Raw genomic sequence first — 18,361 nt, 5'->3', positions numbered from 1 at the left:
TCCTCAACTTCCCTGCATGCCAATGTAGTTGAACCCACCAACAGCCCCGTTCCGCTTGACGCAAACCTTGGCTGAGGGTTTGCTGTGCGTGATCGGCCGATGGCAGCCCGAGAAACAGGAAGTCCCGCGGTGCCCCCTCTCCCACCTCTGCTCGGCGACCGCCGGGCCCTCACGGACCAGTCCGGCGACACCGCCCCGGACGACTCCGGCGCCTTCGACGACGGCTCTGCCGCCGTCTTCGACGACACCTTCGACGACGCCGAACTGCGCACCGCACGCGCCGCGTTCACCCAGGGCCGGCGGCAGGCCGCCCGCTCCCTGCTCCGGCACACCGGCGACGACTGGGACCGCCGCGGCCACCGCCTCACCGTGCTCGCCCGGGAGCCGTACGCCGTGGCCTGGGCCCGCGACTGGCTGCACGCCGAACCCGGCTCCGCCGACGCCGCCGCACTGTACGCCCTCGCCCTGGTCCAGCGCGCCCTGCGCGGCAAGGAGGACCCCGACCGGGCCCGCGAGGCCTGCGCCACCGCCGCCGCGCTCGCCCCCGACGACCCCACCCCCTGGCTCGGCTCACTCCTGCTGGCCCGCGCCCTCGGCCCGGAGCGCGAGGTGCTCGGCACCTTCACCGAGCTGCGCCGCCGCCACCCCGAGCACCACCACGCCCACCATCTGCTCCTCGCCCGCCTCGCCGAACGGCCCTCCGGCGGCCGGGCGGCCGAGGACCACGAGGTGTACGACCTGGCCGAGCTGGCCGCCGCCGAGGCCCCGGCCGACTCCCCGCTCGCCGTCCTGCCGGTCGTCGCCTACGCCGAGCGCTACCGGGTCCTCGCCGCCACCGGACTGGCACCGGCCGACCCGGCCGCCTCCGGGCACTGGTCCGGCCCCCGGGCCCGCCGCATCCTGCGCGCCTGCTTCGACTGGTGGCTGGAGTGGGAGCACGACGAACACCCCCGCCGCCACATCGACCTCAACCACCTCGCCTTCGCCCTGTCCTGCGCCGGCCGCCCGGCCGAGGCGGCGGCCCTGTTCCGGCGCATCGGCCGGCACGCCACCCCGGCACCCTGGTCCTACGCCCGCCGCGACCCCCGCGCCGCCTTCCGGACCGCCCGCACCCGTGCGCTCGGGCGCTGAACGGCTCACCCCTGCGGCACGTACGTAAGAAGTGATTACAGAACCCTGACCACTGACCGGATCCCCTGGCCCCCTCGGGCCCCGAGTGCTCGAATGAACGCGTGAACTCTGAACAATCCGAGGAGCGGGACGGCAAGCCCATCGGCCGCCGGGTCTTCCTCGGCACCCTCGGCCTGGGCGCGCTCGGCGTGGTCGCCGCGCCCTCGCTGCAACGCGGTCTGGAGGGCTTCCTCGGCTCGGTGGCCGGCAAGGACCCCACGGGCCTGACCGGCCTGCTGCCCAACGGCGGCGGCTTCCGCTACTACTCCGTCGCCGCGTCGGTGCCGCGTCTGAACGCCACCGACTACCACCTGAAGATCGGCGGCCTGGTCGACCGCCCGCACACCTACACCCTGGCCGATCTGCGCGCCCTGCCGCAGACCCGGCTGGTCAAGGACGTCCAGTGCGTCACCGGCTGGCGGGTCCCCGGCACCCCCTTCGAGGGCGTACGCCTCTCCCACCTCCTGGACGCGGCCGGGGTCCGTGCCGGTGCGAAGGCGATCCACTTCACCTGCTTCGACGGCACCTACACCGAGAGCCTCACCCTCGACCAGGCCCGCCGACCGGACGTCCTGGTGGCCCTGCGCATGCAGGACAAGGACATCTCCCACGACCACGGCGGCCCGGTCCGCCTCTATGTCGCCCCCATGTACTTCTACAAGTCGGCCAAGTGGCTCTCCGGTATCACGGTCACCGACAGCGTCGAGCCCGGCTACTGGGAGCGCCTCGGCTACGACGTCGACGCCTGGGTCGGCCGGTCGAACGGACGGACCGATGAGCCTACGAACTGACACCCCGGCCCCGCCGAGCGCCCGCATCCGCCGCTTCGGCCCGGTCCAACGCTGGGTCCACCGCACGACGGCCGCGCTGATGGGGATCTGCGTGGTCACGGCGGCTGTGCTCTACATCCCCGAGCTGGCGGTGCTGGTCGGCCGCCGGGAACTGGTCGTCCGCGTCCACGAGTGCGCCGGGCTCGCCCTCCCCGTGCCGGTCCTGCTGGGCCTCGCCTCCCGAGCCTTCCGCGCCGACCTGCGCTTCCTCAACCGCTTCGGCCCGCACGACAAGGTCTGGCTGCGCGCCGCGCTGGTCCGCGACAAACGCCGCTCGTCCCGCCCGGCGGGCAAGTTCAACGCCGGCCAGAAGGTCTACGCCGCCTGGATCGCCGGCGCCACCCTGGTCATGCTCGGCACCGGCCTGCTGATGTGGTTCACCCACTTCACTCCGCTGGTGTGGCGCACCTCGGCGACCTTCGTCCACGACTGGCTCGCCCTGACCATCGGCGTGGTCCTGGCCGGCCACATCGGCATGGCCCTGGGCGATCCGGAGGCGAGACGGGGCCTGCGCACCGGGACGGTGAGCAGGGAGTGGGCGAAGCGGGAACACCCGCTGTGGCGACCCTAGTTCCCGAACTCCAGCAACACCTTGCAGGACCGGCTCCTGTCAGCGGCCAGCTCAAACCCAGCGGCAGCGTCCCGCACCGGAACCACCGCGCTGACCAGCCCGTCGAACTCGCCCCGTGCGGCCAGCAGTTCCAGGGAGTCGTCGAACTCGGCGTCGAACCGGAACGCCCCCCGCAGCTCGATCTCCCGGCTCACCAGCAGGTTCCCGGCGAACGGCGACTGCCCCGGCGGCAGCATCCCGAGCTGTACGACCACACCGCCGCGCCGCACCCGCCGCAGACAGGTGTCCAGCCCGGCCGCGACCCCCGACGCCTCGACGGCCGCGTCCACCCCGTCCGGCCATCCGGCATCACCGGGATCGTCGGCCCGCACGAGCGTGTCGGCGCCGGCCGCGGCGGCGTGACCCAGCGCCTGAGGCACCGGATCCGTCACCGTCACCCGTGCCGCGCCCGCCGCCTTCGCCGCCGCGACCACCAGGCACCCGATCGGCCCCGCCCCGGTCACCAGCACATGCCGGCCGGACAGGTCCCCGGCCCGCCGCACCGCGTGCAGCGCCACCGACAGCGGCTCGGCGAGCGCGGCCCGCCGCAGCCCGAGCCCGTCCGGCAGCGCCCGCAGCTGACCGGCCGGTACGGCGATCCGCTCGGCGAAGCCGCCCTGGACATGCGGAAAGCGGGCCGCGCTGCCCAGATACCGGGTGTCCCGGCACACGTTCGCCCGCCCGGCGGCGCACTCCGGACAGCGCCCGCACGGGGTCGCGGGGTGCACGGCGACGGCCGTACCCGGCTTGGGACCGCAGGCCCCGGCGCCGTACGACACCACCGTGCCCACCACCTCGTGCCCGAGCACCATCGGCTCCCGGAGCCGGAAGTCCCCGACGCCGCCGTGCCGCCAGTAGTGCAGATCGGAGCCGCACACCCCGCCGTAGCGGACGGCCACCACGGCCTCGCCGGGCCCGGGTTCGGGCACCGGCAGCTCCTGCACCCGCAGCTCGCCCGCGCCGTGGATCACACAACCAAGCATCCCCGCAGCCCCCTTCAGAGCACGCTCGTCATGCCGCCGTCGACGTACAGGATCTGCCCGCCCATGAAGTCGGAGGCCGGTGAGGCGAGGAAGAGCAGGGCGCCCACCAGGTCCTGGGTGCGGCCCCAGCGGCCCGCCGGGGTGCGCCGGCGGACCCAGGCGCTGAACTCCTCGTCCGCCACCAGCGGCCGGGTCAGCTCGGTCTCGATGTAGCCGGGGCCGAGGCCGTTGACCTGGACGCCGTACGGCCCCCAGTCCGCGCACATGCCCTTGGTGAGCATCTTCAGCGCGCCCTTGGTGGCGGCGTACGGCGCGATGCCGGGGCGGACCACCTCGCTCTGCAGCGAGCAGATGTTGACGATCTTGCCGTGGCCGCGTTCCGTCATCCGCCGGGCGGCCTCGCGGCCGACGAGGAACGCGCTGGTGAGGTTGGTGTCCAGGATCCGGTGCCAGTCGGCGTCGGTGAACTCCAGCAGCGGGGCGCGCAGTTGCATGCCCGCGTTGTTGACGAGGATGTCGAGCGGGCCCACCCGCTCCTCGACGTCCGCGATGCCGGCGGCCACGGCCGGTCCGTCGGTCACGTCGAACACCGCCGTACGGACCCGGTCGCCGGGCAGTTCGGACGCGGCCTCGGCCAGCCGGTCCGGGTCGCGCCCGTTGAGGACCACCGTGCAGCCGGCCTCGGCCAGGCCCCGGGCCAGTGCGAGGCCGATGCCCCGGCTGGAGCCCGTGACCAGGGCGGTGCGGCCGCTGATGTCGAAGAGAGGGTGAGCCGTCATCGTCGTACCGCTCCTATATGACCAGTGACAGCAGCAGCACCAGACCGCCCGCGACCACCGAGATGATCGTCTCCATCACCGACCAGGTCTTGACAGTCTGCCCGACGCTCAGCCCGAAGTACTCCTTGACCAGCCAGAAGCCGGCGTCGTTGACATGGCTGAAGAAGAGCGAGCCGGCGCCGATGGCCAGGACCAGGAGGGCGGTGTGGGTGGTCGACATGTCGGCCGCGAGGGGAGCCACCAGGCCCGCCGCCGAGACCGTCGCCACCGTCGCCGAACCCGTGGCCAGCCGGATCGTGACCGCGATCAGCCAGGCCAGCAGCAGTGCCGGGATCGACCAGCTCTTGGATATGTCCAGGATCATCTGGCCCACACCGGAGTCGATCAGCGTCTGCTTGAAGCCGCCGCCGGCGCCGACGATCAGCAGGATGCCGGCGATGGGCATCAGGCCCTTGTCGACGGTCTGCTGCAGCCGCTCCTTGCTGAAGCCGGCGGGCCGGCCCAGCGTGAAGAAGCCGACGATCACGGCGGCGAGCAGCGCGATCAGCGGGGAGCCGATGATGTCGAAGACCCGCTGGTCGATGTTCGTGGGGTCGTCGACGACGATGTCCACCAGCGCCTTGGCGAGCATCAGCACCACCGGCAGCAGCACGGTGGCGAGCGTCGCGCCGAAGCCGGGACGGCGCTCCAGCTCGTCCGAGGCGCGCTGCGGCAGCATCCGGTCGGGCGCCTGGACGTCCACCCAGCGGGCGGCGACCTTGGAGAACAGCGGACCCGCGATGATCACCGTCGGGATGGCGACCAGGATGCCCAGCGCCAGGGTCACGCCCAGGTTGGCCTTGACCGCGTCGATCGCGACCAGCGGGCCGGGGTGCGGCGGGATCAGGCCGTGCATCACGGACAGACCGGCGAGCGCCGGGATGCCGATGCGCATCAGGGAGTAGTTGCCGCGCTTGGCGACCATCAGCACGACCGGGATCAGCAGCACGATGCCGACCTCGAAGAACAGCGGCAGTCCGATCACGGAGGCGATGAGCACCATCGCCCAGGGCATGGCGCGCCCGCCGGCCTTGGCGAGGATCGTGTCGACGATCTGGTCCGCGCCACCGGAGTCGGCGAGGAGCTTGCCCAGGATCGCCCCGAGCGCGATCAGGACGCCCACGCCGGCCACGGTGGTGCCGAGCCCGGTGGTGAAGCTGGTGATGGCCTTGTCGAGCGGCGCTCCGGCGACCGCCCCGAGCGCCAGTGACCCGATGGTCAGCGCCAGGAAGGCATGGAGCTTGAACTTGGTGATGAGCAGGACGATCACGGCGATGCCCACCAGCACCGCGATGCCCAGCTGGGCGTGTCCGGCGGAGGTGATCGGCGGAGGTGCGTCCGCTGCCAGCATCTCGACGCTGAGTCTGGTCACGGGGGTTCCCTTGCGTTACGGGGGGACGGGGGTGAGTGCTACGCGGTGGTGTCGGGAAGCGCTTCGAGTGCCTTCACGGCACGCTCGGTGATCTCCTGGGGGTTGCCGCTGACGTCCACGGCGACTCCCGCCTCGTCCGGCTCCAGGGGCTGCAGCGTCGCGAACTGGGAGTCCAGCAGCGCGGTCGGCATGAAGTGCCCCTGCCGCTGTGTCATCCGGTCCTCGATCAGCTTCCGGTCGCCGGTGAGGTGCACGAACACCACTCCGGGAGCGGTGGCCCGAAGCCGGTCGCGGTACGACCGCTTCAGCGCCGAGCTGCTGACCACCCCGCCCAGTCCGGCCCGCCCGTGCGCCCAGTGACCGATGGCGTCCAGCCAGGGCCACCGGTCGGTGTCGTCGAGCGGGATCCCGGCCGACATCTTGTCGATGTTGGCCTGCGGGTGGAAGTCGTCGCCCTCGGCGTACGGGACGCCCAGTCGCGCGGCGAGCAAGGGACCGATCGTGGTCTTGCCCGTCCCCGCGACGCCCATCACGACGACGACCTGGGGGGTTCGCATTACTGCCTCGCTGTCTTCCTCGACATCCGACGCCGCAGCGGCGTCGCCACACTGAAACCCATTAGGTACGACGAATTCAAGAGTCTGTGACATATAAGTCTGACTTTTTCCGTCGGTGATCCACGCCGTACGCTGAGTGCATGACCACACCGGGCCGGGGGCTGCACGGCCATGTACTGGACACCCTCGGCCCCGCGATCACGGCGGGCGAGTACCCGCCGGGCAGCGTGCTGCGCACCGACGAGCTGGCACAGCACTTCGAGGTGTCACGCTCCGTGATGCGGGAGGCGGTCCGGGTGCTCGAATCCATGCACCTGGTCGAGTCCCGCCGCAGAGTGGGCGTGACGGTCCGTCCCAAGTCCGAGTGGAACGTCTACGACCCGCAGGTCATCCGCTGGCGCCTGGCCGGCGCCGACCGCCCGCACCAACTGCGCTCGCTGACCGTGCTGCGCTCCGCGATCGAACCGGTCGCGGCCGGCCTCGCCGCCAAGCACGCCACGGCGCAGCAGTGCGCCGAACTCACCGAGTGCGCGCTCGGCATGGTGGCCAACTCACGCGGCCACAAGCTGGAGGCGTACCTGGTCCACGACATCGCCTTCCACCGGGTCATCCTGAACGCCTCGGGCAACGAGATGTTCGCCCGGCTCGGCGACGTCGTCGCGGAGGTGCTGGCCGGCCGCACCCATCACGAGGTCATGTTCGAGGACCCCGACCCGGCGGCGGTCACCCTGCATGTGCAGGTGGCGGAGGCGGTCCGCGCGGGCGACGCGACCCGCGCCGAACAGCTGACCAGGGAGATCACCGTGGGTGCCCTGCACGAACTGGACATCCTGGCGCCCTAGTTCGGGTTGCTCCCGCGGGTCTCAGTCCAGGAAGTCCCCGTCCACGTACACCCACGCCCCGTCGACCCGCTCGAACCGGCTCCGCTCGTGCAGCGAGCCGCCCCGGTAGGAGGCGCGGAAGGTCACCGTGCCCGTGCTGTGGAAGGCGGACCCGTCGGTGGTGCCGAGGATCTCCAGTCCCGTCCACTTCATCGGCGGGTCGAGGTCCAGCCGCGCGGGCTGGGTCCGCGGATGCCACGTGCGCAGCAGATACCCCGCGTCCCCCTTCACGAAGGCGCTGTACCGCGAGCGCATGAGCAGTTCAGCGGTCGGCGCGCTCGCGGCCCCCGAGTGGAAACGGCCACAGCAGGCGTCGTAGGGCTCGGGGAGTCCACAGGGGCAGGTGCGCGAGGTCATGGCCATCATTGTGCCCGCATCAGGGGAGGCGTTCGTCTCGGGCGGGGTGCACAGTGGAAGGGCAGCGCAGCCCAGGGAGGCGGACCATGACCCGACCCGTGACCAGCCGTCCTCCGGCCGTCAAGGAGTGGCGGCTGAACCTGTACCTCTCCGAGCACGACCCGGACACCACCGCCCGGATCGTCCTGGACACCGGCGACAACGTCCTGGAGAGCCACGCGGAGGCCCGCCGCAACCCCTACGACCCCGATGTACCGGAGATAGGCGACGAACTCGCCGCCGGACGCGCCCTGATCGCCATGGGCCGCAGGCTGCTGCGCGCCGCGGACGGGGACATCAAGGCGGTGGGAGCGGCGGACACCGAGGAGGACCTGTCACCCCTGTGGCTGGACCGGGAATGACGCCCCTCACCCGCCCTTGCGGCCCTTCTGCAGGAACCGCCGCAGCCGGGTCAGCGGCCAGGTGTTGATCACGTCCTCCCCGGTGAGCCAGCCGCGCTGCGCGGTGCCGACGCCGTAGCGCAGCTGCGCGAGGTGCGGGACGGAGTGCGCGTCGGTGTTCACGGCGAACTTCACGCCCTGCTCGCGGGCGCGCAGGATGTCCTCGTCGCGCAGGTCGAGACGGTCCGGCTGGGCGTTGACCTCCAGCGCGGTGCCGGTGCGTGCGCAGGCCGCGAACACCTCGTCCCAGTCGGCGTCGACGCCCGGCCGCTTGCCGATCAGCCGGGTCGTCGGATGCCCGATGATGTTGACGTACGGGTTCTCGCAGGCCCGCACCAGCCGCCGGGTCATGGCCGTGCGGCCCAGGTCGAAGTGCGAGTGCAGCGAGGCCACGCACAGGTCGAAGCCGGCCAGGAACTCCTCGGGCCAGTCCACCCCGCCGTCCGGGTCGATGTTGAGCTCCGTGCCGTGCAGCAGCCGCATCCTGTGCCGGGTGCCGTCCAGCTCCCGCACCCGCTCCCGCTGGGCGAGGATCTTCTCGTCGGTCATGCGCTGCATGTACAGGTTGGGCGCGTGGTCGGTGACCGCGTAGTACTTGTGACCGCGCTCGGCGGCCGCCGCCACCATCTCCTCCAGCGGGGCGAGACCGTCGGTGAGGTCGGTGTGGGTGTGCAGGTCACCGCGGATGTCCTTCTCGGTGACCACCTCGGGCAGCCCGTCGTCCAGGGCCGCCTCGATCTCCCCGCGGTCCTCCCGCAGCGTCGGTTCGATCCACGGCAGCCCGAGCCGGGCGTACACCTCCTCCTCGGTGCGGGAGGCCAGCGAGTCCCCGCTCTCGGCGTCGAACAGGCCGTACTCGGACAGCTTCAGCCCCTGGTGCACGGCGATGGTGCGGGTACGGATGTTGTGCGCCTTCGAGCCCGTGAAGTACTGCAGCGCGGCACCCCACGACTCCGGCGGCACCACCCGCAGATCCACCTGGAGCCCCTTGCCCGTGCGGATCGACGTCTTCTTCGAGCCCCGCGCGATGACCTCCGCGGTGGCCGGCAGCTCGCACAGCGCCGCCATGAACGGCTCCGACTTCTTCGCCGCGACCAGGACGTCCAGATCCCCGACGGTCTCCCGCATCCGGCGCAGCGACCCGGCGTACGCGCAGCGCTTGCACCCGGTCACCGCGGACAGCTCCGCGACGATCTCCTCGGCGGTGTCCAGGGCCAGCGACAGCGGCACCCGGGCGCCCGCCCGCTGGAGCAGCTCGATGCCGTGCCGGATGTTGTCCTGCGTCTTCTCGCCGAAGCCCTTCAGATCGGCCAGCGCATCCGCCTCGATCGCCGCGGCCAGCTCGTTCACCGACGAGATGTGCAGGTCCTCGTAGAGCCGCAGCGCCTTCTTCGGGCCCAGCGTGGGGATCGTGATCAGCTCCCGGACCCCGGCGGGGATCTTCGCCCGGCGCTCCTCGACGACCGCCATCTTCCCGGTGCGCAGGTACTCGGCCACCTTGTCGGCGATCGACTTCCCCACGTTCGGGATCTCCTTCAGGCCGCCCTCGTCCAGCTTGGAGATGTCGGCCGGATACCCGCCGATGGCGCGCGCCGCCTTCTCGTAGGCGCGCGCCTTGAAGGCGTCGCCTCCGGTGATCGCGATGAGGTCCGCGTACTCCCGCAGGAGCGCCTCGACCTCGTCATTGGGCCGGGCCACCCCTCAAGTCTAGAAAAGCCGACATGGATCCGGGCAAACCTCTACGGAACGGTCCTGAGCACCGGCAGCGGCGGCAGCTTCGCCCCGTGCACCCACTCCTGGAACAGCCCGTCGAGCGGCTCCTGAGCGAACCGGGCCACGTGACCGGTGAACGCCTCCGTCGTCACCGACCCGTTCCGGTGCAGCCGCACCCAGCCGCGCAGCATGCGGAAGAACGCGTCGTCACCCAGCGCGCAGCGCACCGCGTGCAGGGCCAGGCCGCCCCGCTCGTAGAGCCGGTCGTCGAACATCGCCTTGCGGCCCGGATCGGCCAGCCTGAGATCCTGCGGCAGCGTGGCCAGCAACCGGTGTGCCGCCGCGGCCAGTTGCTGCGCGCTGCGGCCGCCCGAGCGCTCGGACCACAGCCATTCCGCGTACTTGGCGAAGCCCTCGTTCAGCCAGATGTGCCGCCAGTCGGCGATGGTCACGCAGTTGCCGAACCACTGGTGCGCCAGCTCGTGCGCCACCAGCCGCTCCGAACCCCGGGCGCCGTCCACGTGGTTGGAGCCGAACAGCGACAACCCCTGTGCCTCGACCGGCACATCGAGTTCCTCCTCGGTCACCGCGACCGCGTAGCCGTCGAACGGGTACGGCCCGAACAGCTCCTGGAACAGCTCCATCATCGCCGGCTGCCGCGCGAAGTCCCGGGAGAACTCCGGCAGCAGCCGCGCCGGGATGTGCCCGTGCTGCGGCACGCCCCCGGGGCCGGGGTCGCCCAGCAGCACCGTCTGGAACCGGCCGATCGCCAGGCCGACGAGATAGCTGGACGTGGGCGCGGACTGCTCGTACACCCAGGTCGTCGTCGAGGCCTTCGTCGTACGGGTCAGCAGGCGCCCGCCCGTGACCACCGCGTACGCGGACGGGACGGTGACCGAGATCAGATAGGACGCCTTGTCGGCGGGCCGGTCGTTGCACGGGTACCAGGACGGCGCCCCGATCGGCTGGCTCGCCACCAGCGCCCCGTCGGCCAGCTCCTCCCAGCCCAGCCCGCCCCACGGGCTGGCCACCGGCTTGGGGTTGCCGGACCACTGGACCTCCACCGTGAACGCGGCACCGGCCCGGACGGGCTTGGCCAGGCGGATCCGCAGCCGTCCGCCGCGGTGCGTGAAGTGCGGCTGCCGGCCGTCCACCCGGACCCGGCCGATCCTGAAGCCCGCCAGATTGAGCTGGAATTCGGTGAGCGGCGCCGGTCCGGCTATGGCGTTGATCCGGGCCGTGCCGGACAGCCGGTTCGGGCCGGGGCGGTAGTCCAGCGCGAGTTCGTAGCGGTGCACCCGGTACCGGGAGTCACCGTTGTCCGGGAAGTACGGGTCCCGTCCGGCCGACTGCTGAACTGCCACTGCTGTGTCCGCTCCCTGCGCTGTGCCACCACTGGGTGCCGGGGCCGGAACCGAGTGGCCCGCGCTCAGGGACGCCATGCCTCGATCGGATTGCCGAGCCAGCGGGTGTCGTCCGGGACGGACTCCGCGGCCATGACGAGCGACGCGGGCCCCAGGGTCGTACGGGCCCCGACCGTGCTGCCGGGCAGCACGATGCCGCCAGGGCCCAGCGTGGCGCCCTCACGGAGGACCACAGTATCCGTCCGCAAGATCCGGTCGTGGAAGAGGTGTGTCTGCAGCACACAACCACGGTTGACGGTCGCCGCGTCCTGAAGGGTCACCAGGTCCGTCTCCGGCAGCCAGTAGCTCTCCACCCACACGCCCCTGCCGATGTGCGCGCCGAGCCCGCGCAGCCACGCCGTCAGCACCGGCGTCCCCGGCACGGCCCCGGCCAGCCACGGCACCGCCAGCACCTCGACGAACGTGTCCGCCAGCTCGTTGCGCCACACGAAGGAACTCCACAGCGGGTGCTCCCCGGCCCGGTGCCGCCCCACGAGCAGCCACTTCGCGACGACCGAGACGACCGCCGCGACCACACCCGCCCCGAGCAGCACCGCCCCCGGCAGGGCCCAGGCCCACGGCCCCAGCGCGCACAGCGCCGCCACCGTCGCCGCGGCCAGCGCCGCCGAACACAGCACCGGCACGATCCGGCACAGCTCCACCAGACCGCGCGCCCACAGCAGCCGGGCCGGCGGCTCGAAGGTACGGCTCTGATCCCCGCCGGCCGCACTGCGCGGCAGCTTCACCGGCGGCAGCCCCAGATACGAGGTGCCCTTCTTCGCCTTCTTCGGCGTCGCCGACAGCACGCCGACCAGGCCGCCGTCCGGCACGCTCCGGCCCGGCCCGGTCATCCCGGAGTTCCCCAGGAAGGCCCGCCGCCCGATCTCCGCACGCCCGATCCGCACCCAGCCGCCGCCCAGCTCGTACGGCGCCGTCAGCGTGTCGTCCGCCAGGAACGCCCCGTCGCCGACCGTGGTCAGGCTCGGCAGCGCGAGCACCGTCGACACCTCGGCACGGCGCCCGATCCGCATCCCCAGCAGCCGTAGCCACACCGGCGTGACCAGCCCCGCGTACAGCGGGAACAGCGTTTCCCGGGACCGGTCCATCAGCTGCGTCACGGTCCACGCCTGCCAGCCCACCCGGCTGTGCGTCGGATACGTGCCCTCGCGCAGCCCCAGACCGAGCACGCGTACGGCGACCAGGATCAGCAGCGCGTACGCCAGCCCGTAGGCGAGCGTGGCCGGCACCAGCCCGAGCGCGGCCCCGCGCAACGCCCCGGTGAGCGAGCCTCCGGGCGTCACGAAGACCCGGGCGACCAGCAGCGCGGCCACCCCCGCGAGCAGCGGCAGCGCGCTCAGCGCGAGGCCGGTGATGCCGTACATCACCCGCCAGTACGTGCCCCGCTGGGGCCGCTCCTTGGGCCAGTTGCGCTTGGCCCTGCCGAGCTTGACCGCGGGCGCGCCGGCCCAGCGCTGGCCGGTCGGGACCTGCCCGCCGACCGCCGAGCCGGGAGCCACCTCGGCCCGCTTGCCGACGCGGGCGCCCGGGAAGAGCATGCTGCGGGTGCCGACGGTGGCGTGCGCGCCGACCTTGACCGGGCCGATCTCCAGCCGGTCGCCGTCCAGCCAGTGCCCGGACAGATCGACCTCGGACTCCACGGCCGCGCCCCGGCCCAGCTTGAGCATGCCGGTGACCGGCGGCAGCGAGTGCAGGTCCACCTCGGGCCCGACCTTCGCGCCCAGCGCCCGCGCGTACCGCTCCAGCCAGGACCCGGTCAGCGAGGTGGCCCCGCTGAACTCGGCCAACCGCTCGGCCGTCCACAGCCGCAGATGCACGCTGCCGCCGCGCGGGTACCGGCCGGGCTGCACGCCCCGCAGCAGCAGCCGCGCCCCGCCCGCCGCGAGCGCGATCCGGCCGGGCGGGGTGAAGAACAGCAGCGCGGCGGCCGCGAGCAGCCACCAGGGGGCGGTCGGCAGCCAGGAGTAGCCGGTCAGCAGGTTCCCGGCGGCGGCCAGGACCACCGTCCAGCGCAGCCCGAGCAGGGTGACCAGCGGAAGCAGCAGCAGAAGCTGGACGGCCTGGGCGCGGACCGGAACCGGCGCGATCGTGCGGGCCCCGCCGTCGTCCTGCGCCGAGGCCTCCAGCCGCCGGGCCAGCTTGCGCAGGGTCGGCTGCTGGTAGATGTCGAGGACGGCGGCACTCGGGTAGCGGGTGCGGAGCCGGGTGGTGAGCTGGGCGGCGGCCAGCGAGCCGCCGCCGATCGCGAAGAAGTCGTCGGACGCGCTGGTCACCGGGATGCCCAGCACCTCGGCCCACTGCTCGGCGAGCCATGCCTCGGTGCCGTACAGCTCGGCCTTGGGCGCTTCGACGCCCTCCAGGGGCCACGGGAGGGCGTTTCGGTCCACCTTGCCGGACGTCCGGGTCGGCAGCTCGGCGACGGGCGCGAGCAGCGGCACCAGCGCGGCGGGCAGCTCGGCCCGCAGCCTCTCCACGGCGGCCGCATGGTCCCAGCCGTCCTGGGTGACCACGTAACCGACGAGAAGCTGATTGCCGCCGCGGGCGGTGCGCACGGCGGCCGCGGCCCCGGCGACCCCGGGCAGGGCCTGCAGCGCGGCGTCCACCTCACCGAGCTCGATCCGCCGCCCGCCGAGCTTGATCTGCTCGTCGGCCCGGCCCAGGAAGATCAGCCCCTCGGGCTCGGCCCTGACCAGGTCACCACTGCGATAGGCCCGCTCCCAGCCCAGCGAGTGCAGCGGCGCGTACTTCTCGGCGTCCTTCTCGGGATCGAGATACCGCGCGAGCCCGACCCCGCCGATCACGAGCTGCCCGCTGCCGCCCATGGGCACCGGCTCACCGGCCTCGTCGACGACGGCCAGCTCCCAGCCGTCGAGCGGCAGCCCGATCCTGATGGGCTCGGCACCGGTCAGCAGTGCCGCACAGGCCACGACGGTCGCCTCGGTCGGCCCGTAGGTGTTCCACACCTCGCGCCCCTCGATGACCAGGCGCTGCGCCAGCTCGGGCGGACAGGCCTCGCCGCCGAAGATCAGCAGCCGTACGTCGTTGAGTGTCTCCGGCTCCCACAGTGCGGCCAGGGTGGGCACGGTCGAGACGACGGTGATCTCCTGCTCGACCAGCCAGGGCCCGAGATCGGCACCGCTCCTGACCTGCGACCGGGGCACGGGCACCAGACAGGCGCCGTACCGCCAGGCCAGCCACATCTCCTCGCAGGAGGCGTCGAAGGCGACGGAGAGTCCGGCCATGACCCGGTCGCCGGGCCCGATCGGCTCCTCCGTGAGGAACAGCGCCGCCTCGGCGTCCACGAACGCGGCGGCGCTGCGATGCGTGACGGCGACGCCCTTGGGCTTCCCGGTGGACCCCGAGGTGAAGATGATCCAGGCGTCGTGCTCGACGCCGGGCCGCGCCGCGGGGGAGCCGGAGGTGCCCTGGACGGTGATGGTGTGCCCGGCCCCGATGACGGCCCGCACCTCCGCCTCCCCGAACACCAGGTCGGCCCGCTCGTCCGGGTCCTCGGCGTCGACGGGGACATAGGCGGCACCGACGGCGAGGACGGCGAGGACGGCGACGTACAGCTCGTTGGTCCCCGAGGGCACCCGCACACCGACCCGGTCCCCGAGCCCGACGCCCGCACCGGCGAGCCGCCGCCGCAGCCGCTCCACCTCGCCGGCCAGCGCGCGGTAGGTCAGGCACGTCGTACCGTCGTCCAGCGCCGGCTCGTCCGGATGGGACCGCACGGTCGCGTCGAAGACGTCGACCAGCGTGCGCGGCGAGGCGGCGGGCCCGGCGGAGAAGCGTGCCCGGTCGCCGAACTGCGTGCGGATCTCTTCGTCGAGCAGGCCGAGAGCGCTGCTCTCGTCTATGGCTGCCATCGGGTCCTCACGTCGGGTCCGGCTGAGTGACAAGCCGGAAATATTAGTACGACGTTAGGGTCCACTCCCTTCGTCCGGCCGCCCGAGAGGGCCGTTCGGGTGACTGCAGTACCGCGGCTTCGGGGCCGTGACCTGCCGATCTTCACGCCGGGCGAGACATGCCTCACACACCGTCAAGGAGGGGGTGTGCCGGGGTGGTTGGGGCTTCCGGGTCGACTCGCGGGCAAAGCGAAGGGCCCCTGCTGAGCAGGGGCCCTCACTGGTGTCCGAGGGGGGACTTGAACCCCCACGCCCGATAAAGGGCACTAGCACCTCAAGCTAGCGCGTCTGCCATTCCGCCACCCGGACAAGGTGTCTGTCGTGCTCGGGGAACCCTTTCGGCGGGGTTTCCCTCGCGGCGACGAAGGAAACATTACCAGGCTTTCGAGGGTGGCTGATCACCCCCCGGTTGCGGCACCGGCCGCCCGTGAACGGTGTGTGACGGGCCGGGACCGGTCTTGGGCCGCGGGCGGGGGAGAGGGAGGATGAGGACGACCACCAGCAGCGACAGCGCGGGAGGAAGCACGTGAGCGAGACGGACACGGCCAGGAGCGTCACCGGCGAGGACGAGGTCGTGGACCTCTGCCGCGAGCTGATCCGATTCGACACCAGCAACTACGGCGACCACTCCGGCCCCGGCGAGCGCAAGGCCGCCGAGTGGGTCGCCGAGAAGCTCGCCGAGGTCGGTCTCGAACCGGAGATCTTCGAGTCGCACCCGGGCCGCGCCTCTACGGTGGCCCGCATCGAGGGGGAGGACCCGTCCCGGCCCGCGCTGCTGATCCACGGCCATCTGGACGTCGTACCGGCCAACGCCACCGACTGGACCCACCACCCGTTCTCCGGCGAGATCGCCGACGGGTGCGTGTGGGGGCGCGGGGCCGTCGACATGAAGGACATGGACGCCATGACCCTCGCGGTCGTGCGCGACCGGCTCCGGAGCGGGCGGCGGCCCCCGCGGGACATCGTGCTCGCCTTCCTCGCCGACGAGGAGGCGGGCGGCACGTACGGCGCCCGCCACCTGGTCGACCGCCACCCCGAGCTGTTCGAGGGCGTCACCGAGGCGATCAGCGAGGTCGGCGGGTTCTCGTTCACCGTGAACGAGCAGCGCCGGCTCTATCTGATCCAGACGGCCGAGAAGGGCATGCACTGGATGAAGCTGACCGTGGCCGGCACCGCCGGGCACGGCTCGATGATCCACCGCGACAACGCCATCACCGAGCTGTCCGAGGCCGTGGCCCGCGTCGGCCGGCACAAGTTCCCGGTGCGGGTCACCAAGACCACCCGGGCGTTCCTCGACGAGCTCGGCGACGCGCTCGGCACCGAGCTGGACCCGGAGGACATGGAGTCCACCCTCGTCCGGCTCGGCGGCATCGCCAAGTTCATCGGCGCCACCCTCAGCAACACCGCCAACCCCACCCAGCTCAACGCCGGCTACAAGGTCAACGTCATCCCGGGCGAGGCCACCGCACACATCGACGGGCGCTTCCTGCCGGGCTACGAGGAGGAGTTCCTCGGCGACCTCGACCGGCTGCTCGGACCTCATGTGCGGCGCGAGGACGTGCACACCGACAAGGCGGTCGAGACCGGTTTCGACGGGGCACTGGTGGAGGCCATGCAGTCCGCACTCGTCGCCGAGGACCCCACCGCCAAGGCGATCCCCTACATGCTCTCCGGCGGCACCGACGCCAAGTCCTTCGACGACCTCGGCATCCGCGGCTTCGGCTTCGCCCCGCTGAAGCTGCCGCCGGAGCTGGACTTCGCCGGCATGTTCCACGGCGTGGACGAGCGGGTGCCGGTGGACGGGCTGCGGTTCGGCGTGCGGGTGCTCGACCGGTTCATCGACGCGTCGTGAGCCCCTGGGCCGAGGCAGGACGCGTGGTCAGGCCGTGGCCCTGGGGATTCGGGCAGTCGTACGAGACCGACTGAGAAGGGTGAATGCGACCATAAGCTCGTAGCTCCATTACTCCCTCCTCGTTACAGGTGATGCGATCCCGCACCTTGGAATCGCAGTGCCAACAAGGAGGAAGAATGATCAAGAAGGTCGTCGCTGCTGCGGCTGCCACCGGTGGGCTGGTTCTCGCGGGCGCGGGCCTCGCCGTCGCCGACTCCGGTGCCCAGGGAGCCGCCGTGCAGTCCCCGGGCGTCGTCTCCGGCAACGTCATCCAGGTGCCCGTGCACGTGCCGGTGAACGTCTGCGGCAACACGGTCAACGTGATCGGGCTCCTGAACCCCGCCTTCGGCAACACCTGCGTCAACCACTGACGTCGGCTCCCTGAGGGGGCGTTGGTCCCGAGGGGGCGTCTTCCACGAGCCGTCGGCCTCGGAGCGCGCGCCATGCGCTCCGAGGCCGACCGGTCTTTTCACACGCATTCGGACCCGGTCTCGGGGATTCGAAGAACCGAAACGAAGGCAGGGGGGAACCCACCATGCGACAGAGCACCCGCAAGGGCCTGATGACCATGGCCGCCGCGACCGGTGTGATCGCCGCCGCGAGCGGCTACGCCCACGCCGACGCGGGCGCGTCCGGCGCCGCCGGCGGCTCACCCGGCGTACTGTCCGGCAACATCGTGCAGGCACCGGTGCACGTGCCGGTGAACGTGTGCGGCAACACCGTGAACATCGTCGGGCTGCTCAACCCGGCCGTGGGCAATTCATGCGCCAACCACGGCGGCACTTCGGCGGGCCAGGGCGGCTCCGGCGGCTCGCACGCGGGCGGCCACACCGGCGGCTCGCCCGGCGTCGGCTCCGGCAACACCGTGCAGGTGCCGATCGACGCCCCGGTGAACGTCTGCGGCAACAGCGTGAACGTCATCGGGGCCGGCAATGCCACCACGGGCAACGACTGCGCCAACGGAGGCGGCGACCACCACGGTCAGCCGCCGGGCGGCGGCCCCAGCAACCCGCCGGGTCAGCCGGGCCACCCCGGACACCCCGGACACCCTGGTCACCCGGGTCATCCCGGACACCCTGGACACCCGGGTCATCCTGGCCACCCCGGTAAGCCGAGCCACCCGGGGAATCCGACGACCCCGCCCGGCCAGGGCGGTCACACGCCCCAGGGGCCCCACGGGTCCAGCCAGGTCCAGCAGACGGGCGGCCGCTCGGCCCAGCCCCTGAGCAACGCCCAGCTCGCGCACACGGGAAGCGATCTGCCGCTGGGCCTCGCGCTGCCGGTCGGCGCAGGTGCGCTGCTCGCGGGCGCGGTGCTCTACCGCAAGGCGCGGGCGAGCGCGTAGCCGGCCCGGGTACGCCGGGCCGGAACCGGAGCGGGTCCTGCCAGACCGGCAGGGCCCGCTCCGTC

The 18,361-nt window shown here is 72.3% G+C and carries 16 protein-coding genes and 1 tRNA gene; 8 read left to right on the top strand and 9 right to left on the bottom strand.

Annotated elements, in window-relative coordinates:
• Positions 1-129: 129 nt before the first annotated feature.
• The 3 genes from ACWCQS_RS27930 to ACWCQS_RS27920 all read left to right on the top strand — a co-directional run bounded on the left by ACWCQS_RS27930 (position 130) and on the right by ACWCQS_RS27920 (position 2,571).
• Complete coding sequence (locus ACWCQS_RS27930; protein ID WP_451007002.1) at positions 130-1,131, top strand: hypothetical protein; 1,002 nt, start codon at positions 130-132, stop codon at positions 1,129-1,131.
• Positions 1,132-1,232: 101 nt separating this feature from the next.
• A complete protein-coding gene (locus tag ACWCQS_RS27925) occupies positions 1,233-1,961 on the top strand; it encodes a molybdopterin-dependent oxidoreductase (protein ID WP_451007001.1) in 729 nt (242 codons plus the stop codon).
• Positions 1,945-2,571, top strand: coding sequence for a cytochrome b/b6 domain-containing protein (locus ACWCQS_RS27920; protein ID WP_451007000.1), 627 nt, complete (start codon positions 1,945-1,947; stop codon positions 2,569-2,571). The genes ACWCQS_RS27925 and ACWCQS_RS27920 overlap by 17 nt, the downstream gene beginning before the upstream one ends.
• On the opposite strand, the gene ACWCQS_RS27915 is transcribed toward ACWCQS_RS27920, so the two are convergent.
• From ACWCQS_RS27915 to ACWCQS_RS27900, 4 genes are read right to left on the bottom strand one after another with little or no spacing between them, the layout of a single operon-like run.
• Positions 2,568-3,593, bottom strand: coding sequence for an L-idonate 5-dehydrogenase (locus ACWCQS_RS27915; protein ID WP_451006999.1), 1,026 nt, complete (start codon positions 3,591-3,593; stop codon positions 2,568-2,570). The two genes, ACWCQS_RS27920 and ACWCQS_RS27915, sit on opposite strands and share 4 nt — an antisense overlap.
• 14 nt (positions 3,594-3,607) lie before the next feature.
• The gene (locus ACWCQS_RS27910) at positions 3,608-4,372 is read right to left on the bottom strand and encodes an SDR family oxidoreductase (RefSeq protein ID WP_451006998.1); all 765 of its coding nucleotides are present in this window, start codon (positions 4,370-4,372) and stop codon (positions 3,608-3,610) included.
• A gap of 13 nt (positions 4,373-4,385) precedes the next feature.
• The gene (locus tag ACWCQS_RS27905) at positions 4,386-5,783 is read right to left on the bottom strand and encodes a GntP family permease (protein WP_451006997.1); all 1,398 of its coding nucleotides are present in this window, start codon (positions 5,781-5,783) and stop codon (positions 4,386-4,388) included.
• A 38-nt stretch (positions 5,784-5,821) separates the two neighbouring features.
• Positions 5,822-6,340, bottom strand: coding sequence for a gluconokinase (locus tag ACWCQS_RS27900; protein WP_451006996.1), 519 nt, complete (start codon positions 6,338-6,340; stop codon positions 5,822-5,824).
• A 140-nt stretch (positions 6,341-6,480) separates the two neighbouring features.
• On the opposite strand from ACWCQS_RS27900, the gene ACWCQS_RS27895 reads away from it, so the two are divergent.
• Entirely contained in the window at positions 6,481-7,182 is a 702-nt protein-coding gene (locus tag ACWCQS_RS27895; protein WP_388626443.1) for a FadR/GntR family transcriptional regulator, read from the top strand.
• A 21-nt stretch (positions 7,183-7,203) separates the two neighbouring features.
• On the opposite strand, the gene ACWCQS_RS27890 is transcribed toward ACWCQS_RS27895, so the two are convergent.
• Positions 7,204-7,578 carry a YchJ family protein gene (locus tag ACWCQS_RS27890; RefSeq protein ID WP_451006995.1) on the bottom strand — a complete coding sequence of 125 codons (375 nt, stop codon included), beginning with the start codon at positions 7,576-7,578 and terminating at the stop codon, positions 7,204-7,206.
• An 86-nt stretch (positions 7,579-7,664) separates the two neighbouring features.
• Between ACWCQS_RS27890 and ACWCQS_RS27885 the strand changes: the two genes are divergently transcribed.
• Positions 7,665-7,979 (top strand): dsRBD fold-containing protein, encoded by a 315-nt coding sequence (locus ACWCQS_RS27885; RefSeq protein ID WP_450982386.1) that lies wholly within the window; start codon positions 7,665-7,667, stop codon positions 7,977-7,979.
• A 6-nt stretch (positions 7,980-7,985) separates the two neighbouring features.
• Here the strand turns inward: ACWCQS_RS27885 and polX are convergent, their stop codons facing one another.
• The 4 genes from polX to ACWCQS_RS27865 form a co-directional block, all read right to left on the bottom strand.
• Positions 7,986-9,716, bottom strand: a complete 1,731-nt coding sequence (gene polX, locus ACWCQS_RS27880) for a DNA polymerase/3'-5' exonuclease PolX (RefSeq protein WP_451006994.1) — start codon at positions 9,714-9,716, stop codon at positions 7,986-7,988.
• A 41-nt stretch (positions 9,717-9,757) separates the two neighbouring features.
• Positions 9,758-11,095, bottom strand: coding sequence for a M1 family metallopeptidase (locus ACWCQS_RS27875; RefSeq protein WP_451006993.1), 1,338 nt, complete (start codon positions 11,093-11,095; stop codon positions 9,758-9,760).
• A gap of 65 nt (positions 11,096-11,160) precedes the next feature.
• A complete protein-coding gene (locus ACWCQS_RS27870) occupies positions 11,161-15,021 on the bottom strand; it encodes a Pls/PosA family non-ribosomal peptide synthetase (RefSeq protein WP_451006992.1) in 3,861 nt (1,286 codons plus the stop codon).
• Between the two features lie 260 nt (positions 15,022-15,281).
• Positions 15,282-15,369 (bottom strand) — tRNA-Leu (locus tag ACWCQS_RS27865).
• Positions 15,370-15,586: 217 nt separating this feature from the next.
• Between ACWCQS_RS27865 and ACWCQS_RS27860 the strand changes: the two genes are divergently transcribed.
• From ACWCQS_RS27860 to ACWCQS_RS27850, 3 genes are all read left to right on the top strand, one after another.
• Entirely contained in the window at positions 15,587-16,912 is a 1,326-nt protein-coding gene (locus ACWCQS_RS27860; protein ID WP_451006991.1) for a M20/M25/M40 family metallo-hydrolase, read from the top strand.
• A 176-nt stretch (positions 16,913-17,088) separates the two neighbouring features.
• The gene (gene chpH, locus ACWCQS_RS27855) at positions 17,089-17,322 is read left to right on the top strand and encodes a chaplin ChpH (protein ID WP_388626431.1); all 234 of its coding nucleotides are present in this window, start codon (positions 17,089-17,091) and stop codon (positions 17,320-17,322) included.
• Positions 17,323-17,486: 164 nt separating this feature from the next.
• A complete protein-coding gene (locus ACWCQS_RS27850; protein ID WP_451006990.1) occupies positions 17,487-18,296 on the top strand; it encodes a chaplin in 810 nt (269 codons plus the stop codon).
• Positions 18,297-18,361: the final 65 nt, after the last annotated feature.

Source organism: Streptomyces sp. NPDC002076, from assembly GCF_053593835.1.
This window is presented reverse-complemented; position numbering and strand designations above follow the sequence as displayed.

Excerpts from the sequence above, each read along its gene's own strand:
- ACWCQS_RS27885 (WP_450982386.1), top strand. The coding sequence starts at position 7,665 with ATGACCCGACCCGTGACCAGCCGTCCTCCGGCCGTCAAGGAGTGGCGG.
- ACWCQS_RS27895 (WP_388626443.1), top strand. The coding sequence starts at position 6,481 with ATGACCACACCGGGCCGGGGGCTGCACGGCCATGTACTGGACACCCTC.
- ACWCQS_RS27900 (WP_451006996.1), bottom strand. The coding sequence starts at position 6,340 with ATGCGAACCCCCCAGGTCGTCGTCGTGATGGGCGTCGCGGGGACGGGC.
- ACWCQS_RS27870 (WP_451006992.1), bottom strand. The coding sequence starts at position 15,021 with ATGGCAGCCATAGACGAGAGCAGCGCTCTCGGCCTGCTCGACGAAGAG.
- chpH (WP_388626431.1), top strand. The coding sequence starts at position 17,089 with ATGATCAAGAAGGTCGTCGCTGCTGCGGCTGCCACCGGTGGGCTGGTT.
- ACWCQS_RS27850 (WP_451006990.1), top strand. The coding sequence starts at position 17,487 with ATGCGACAGAGCACCCGCAAGGGCCTGATGACCATGGCCGCCGCGACC.
- ACWCQS_RS27915 (WP_451006999.1), bottom strand. The coding sequence starts at position 3,593 with ATGCTTGGTTGTGTGATCCACGGCGCGGGCGAGCTGCGGGTGCAGGAG.
- ACWCQS_RS27910 (WP_451006998.1), bottom strand. The coding sequence starts at position 4,372 with ATGACGGCTCACCCTCTCTTCGACATCAGCGGCCGCACCGCCCTGGTC.
- ACWCQS_RS27890 (WP_451006995.1), bottom strand. The coding sequence starts at position 7,578 with ATGACCTCGCGCACCTGCCCCTGTGGACTCCCCGAGCCCTACGACGCC.
- ACWCQS_RS27920 (WP_451007000.1), top strand. The coding sequence starts at position 1,945 with ATGAGCCTACGAACTGACACCCCGGCCCCGCCGAGCGCCCGCATCCGC.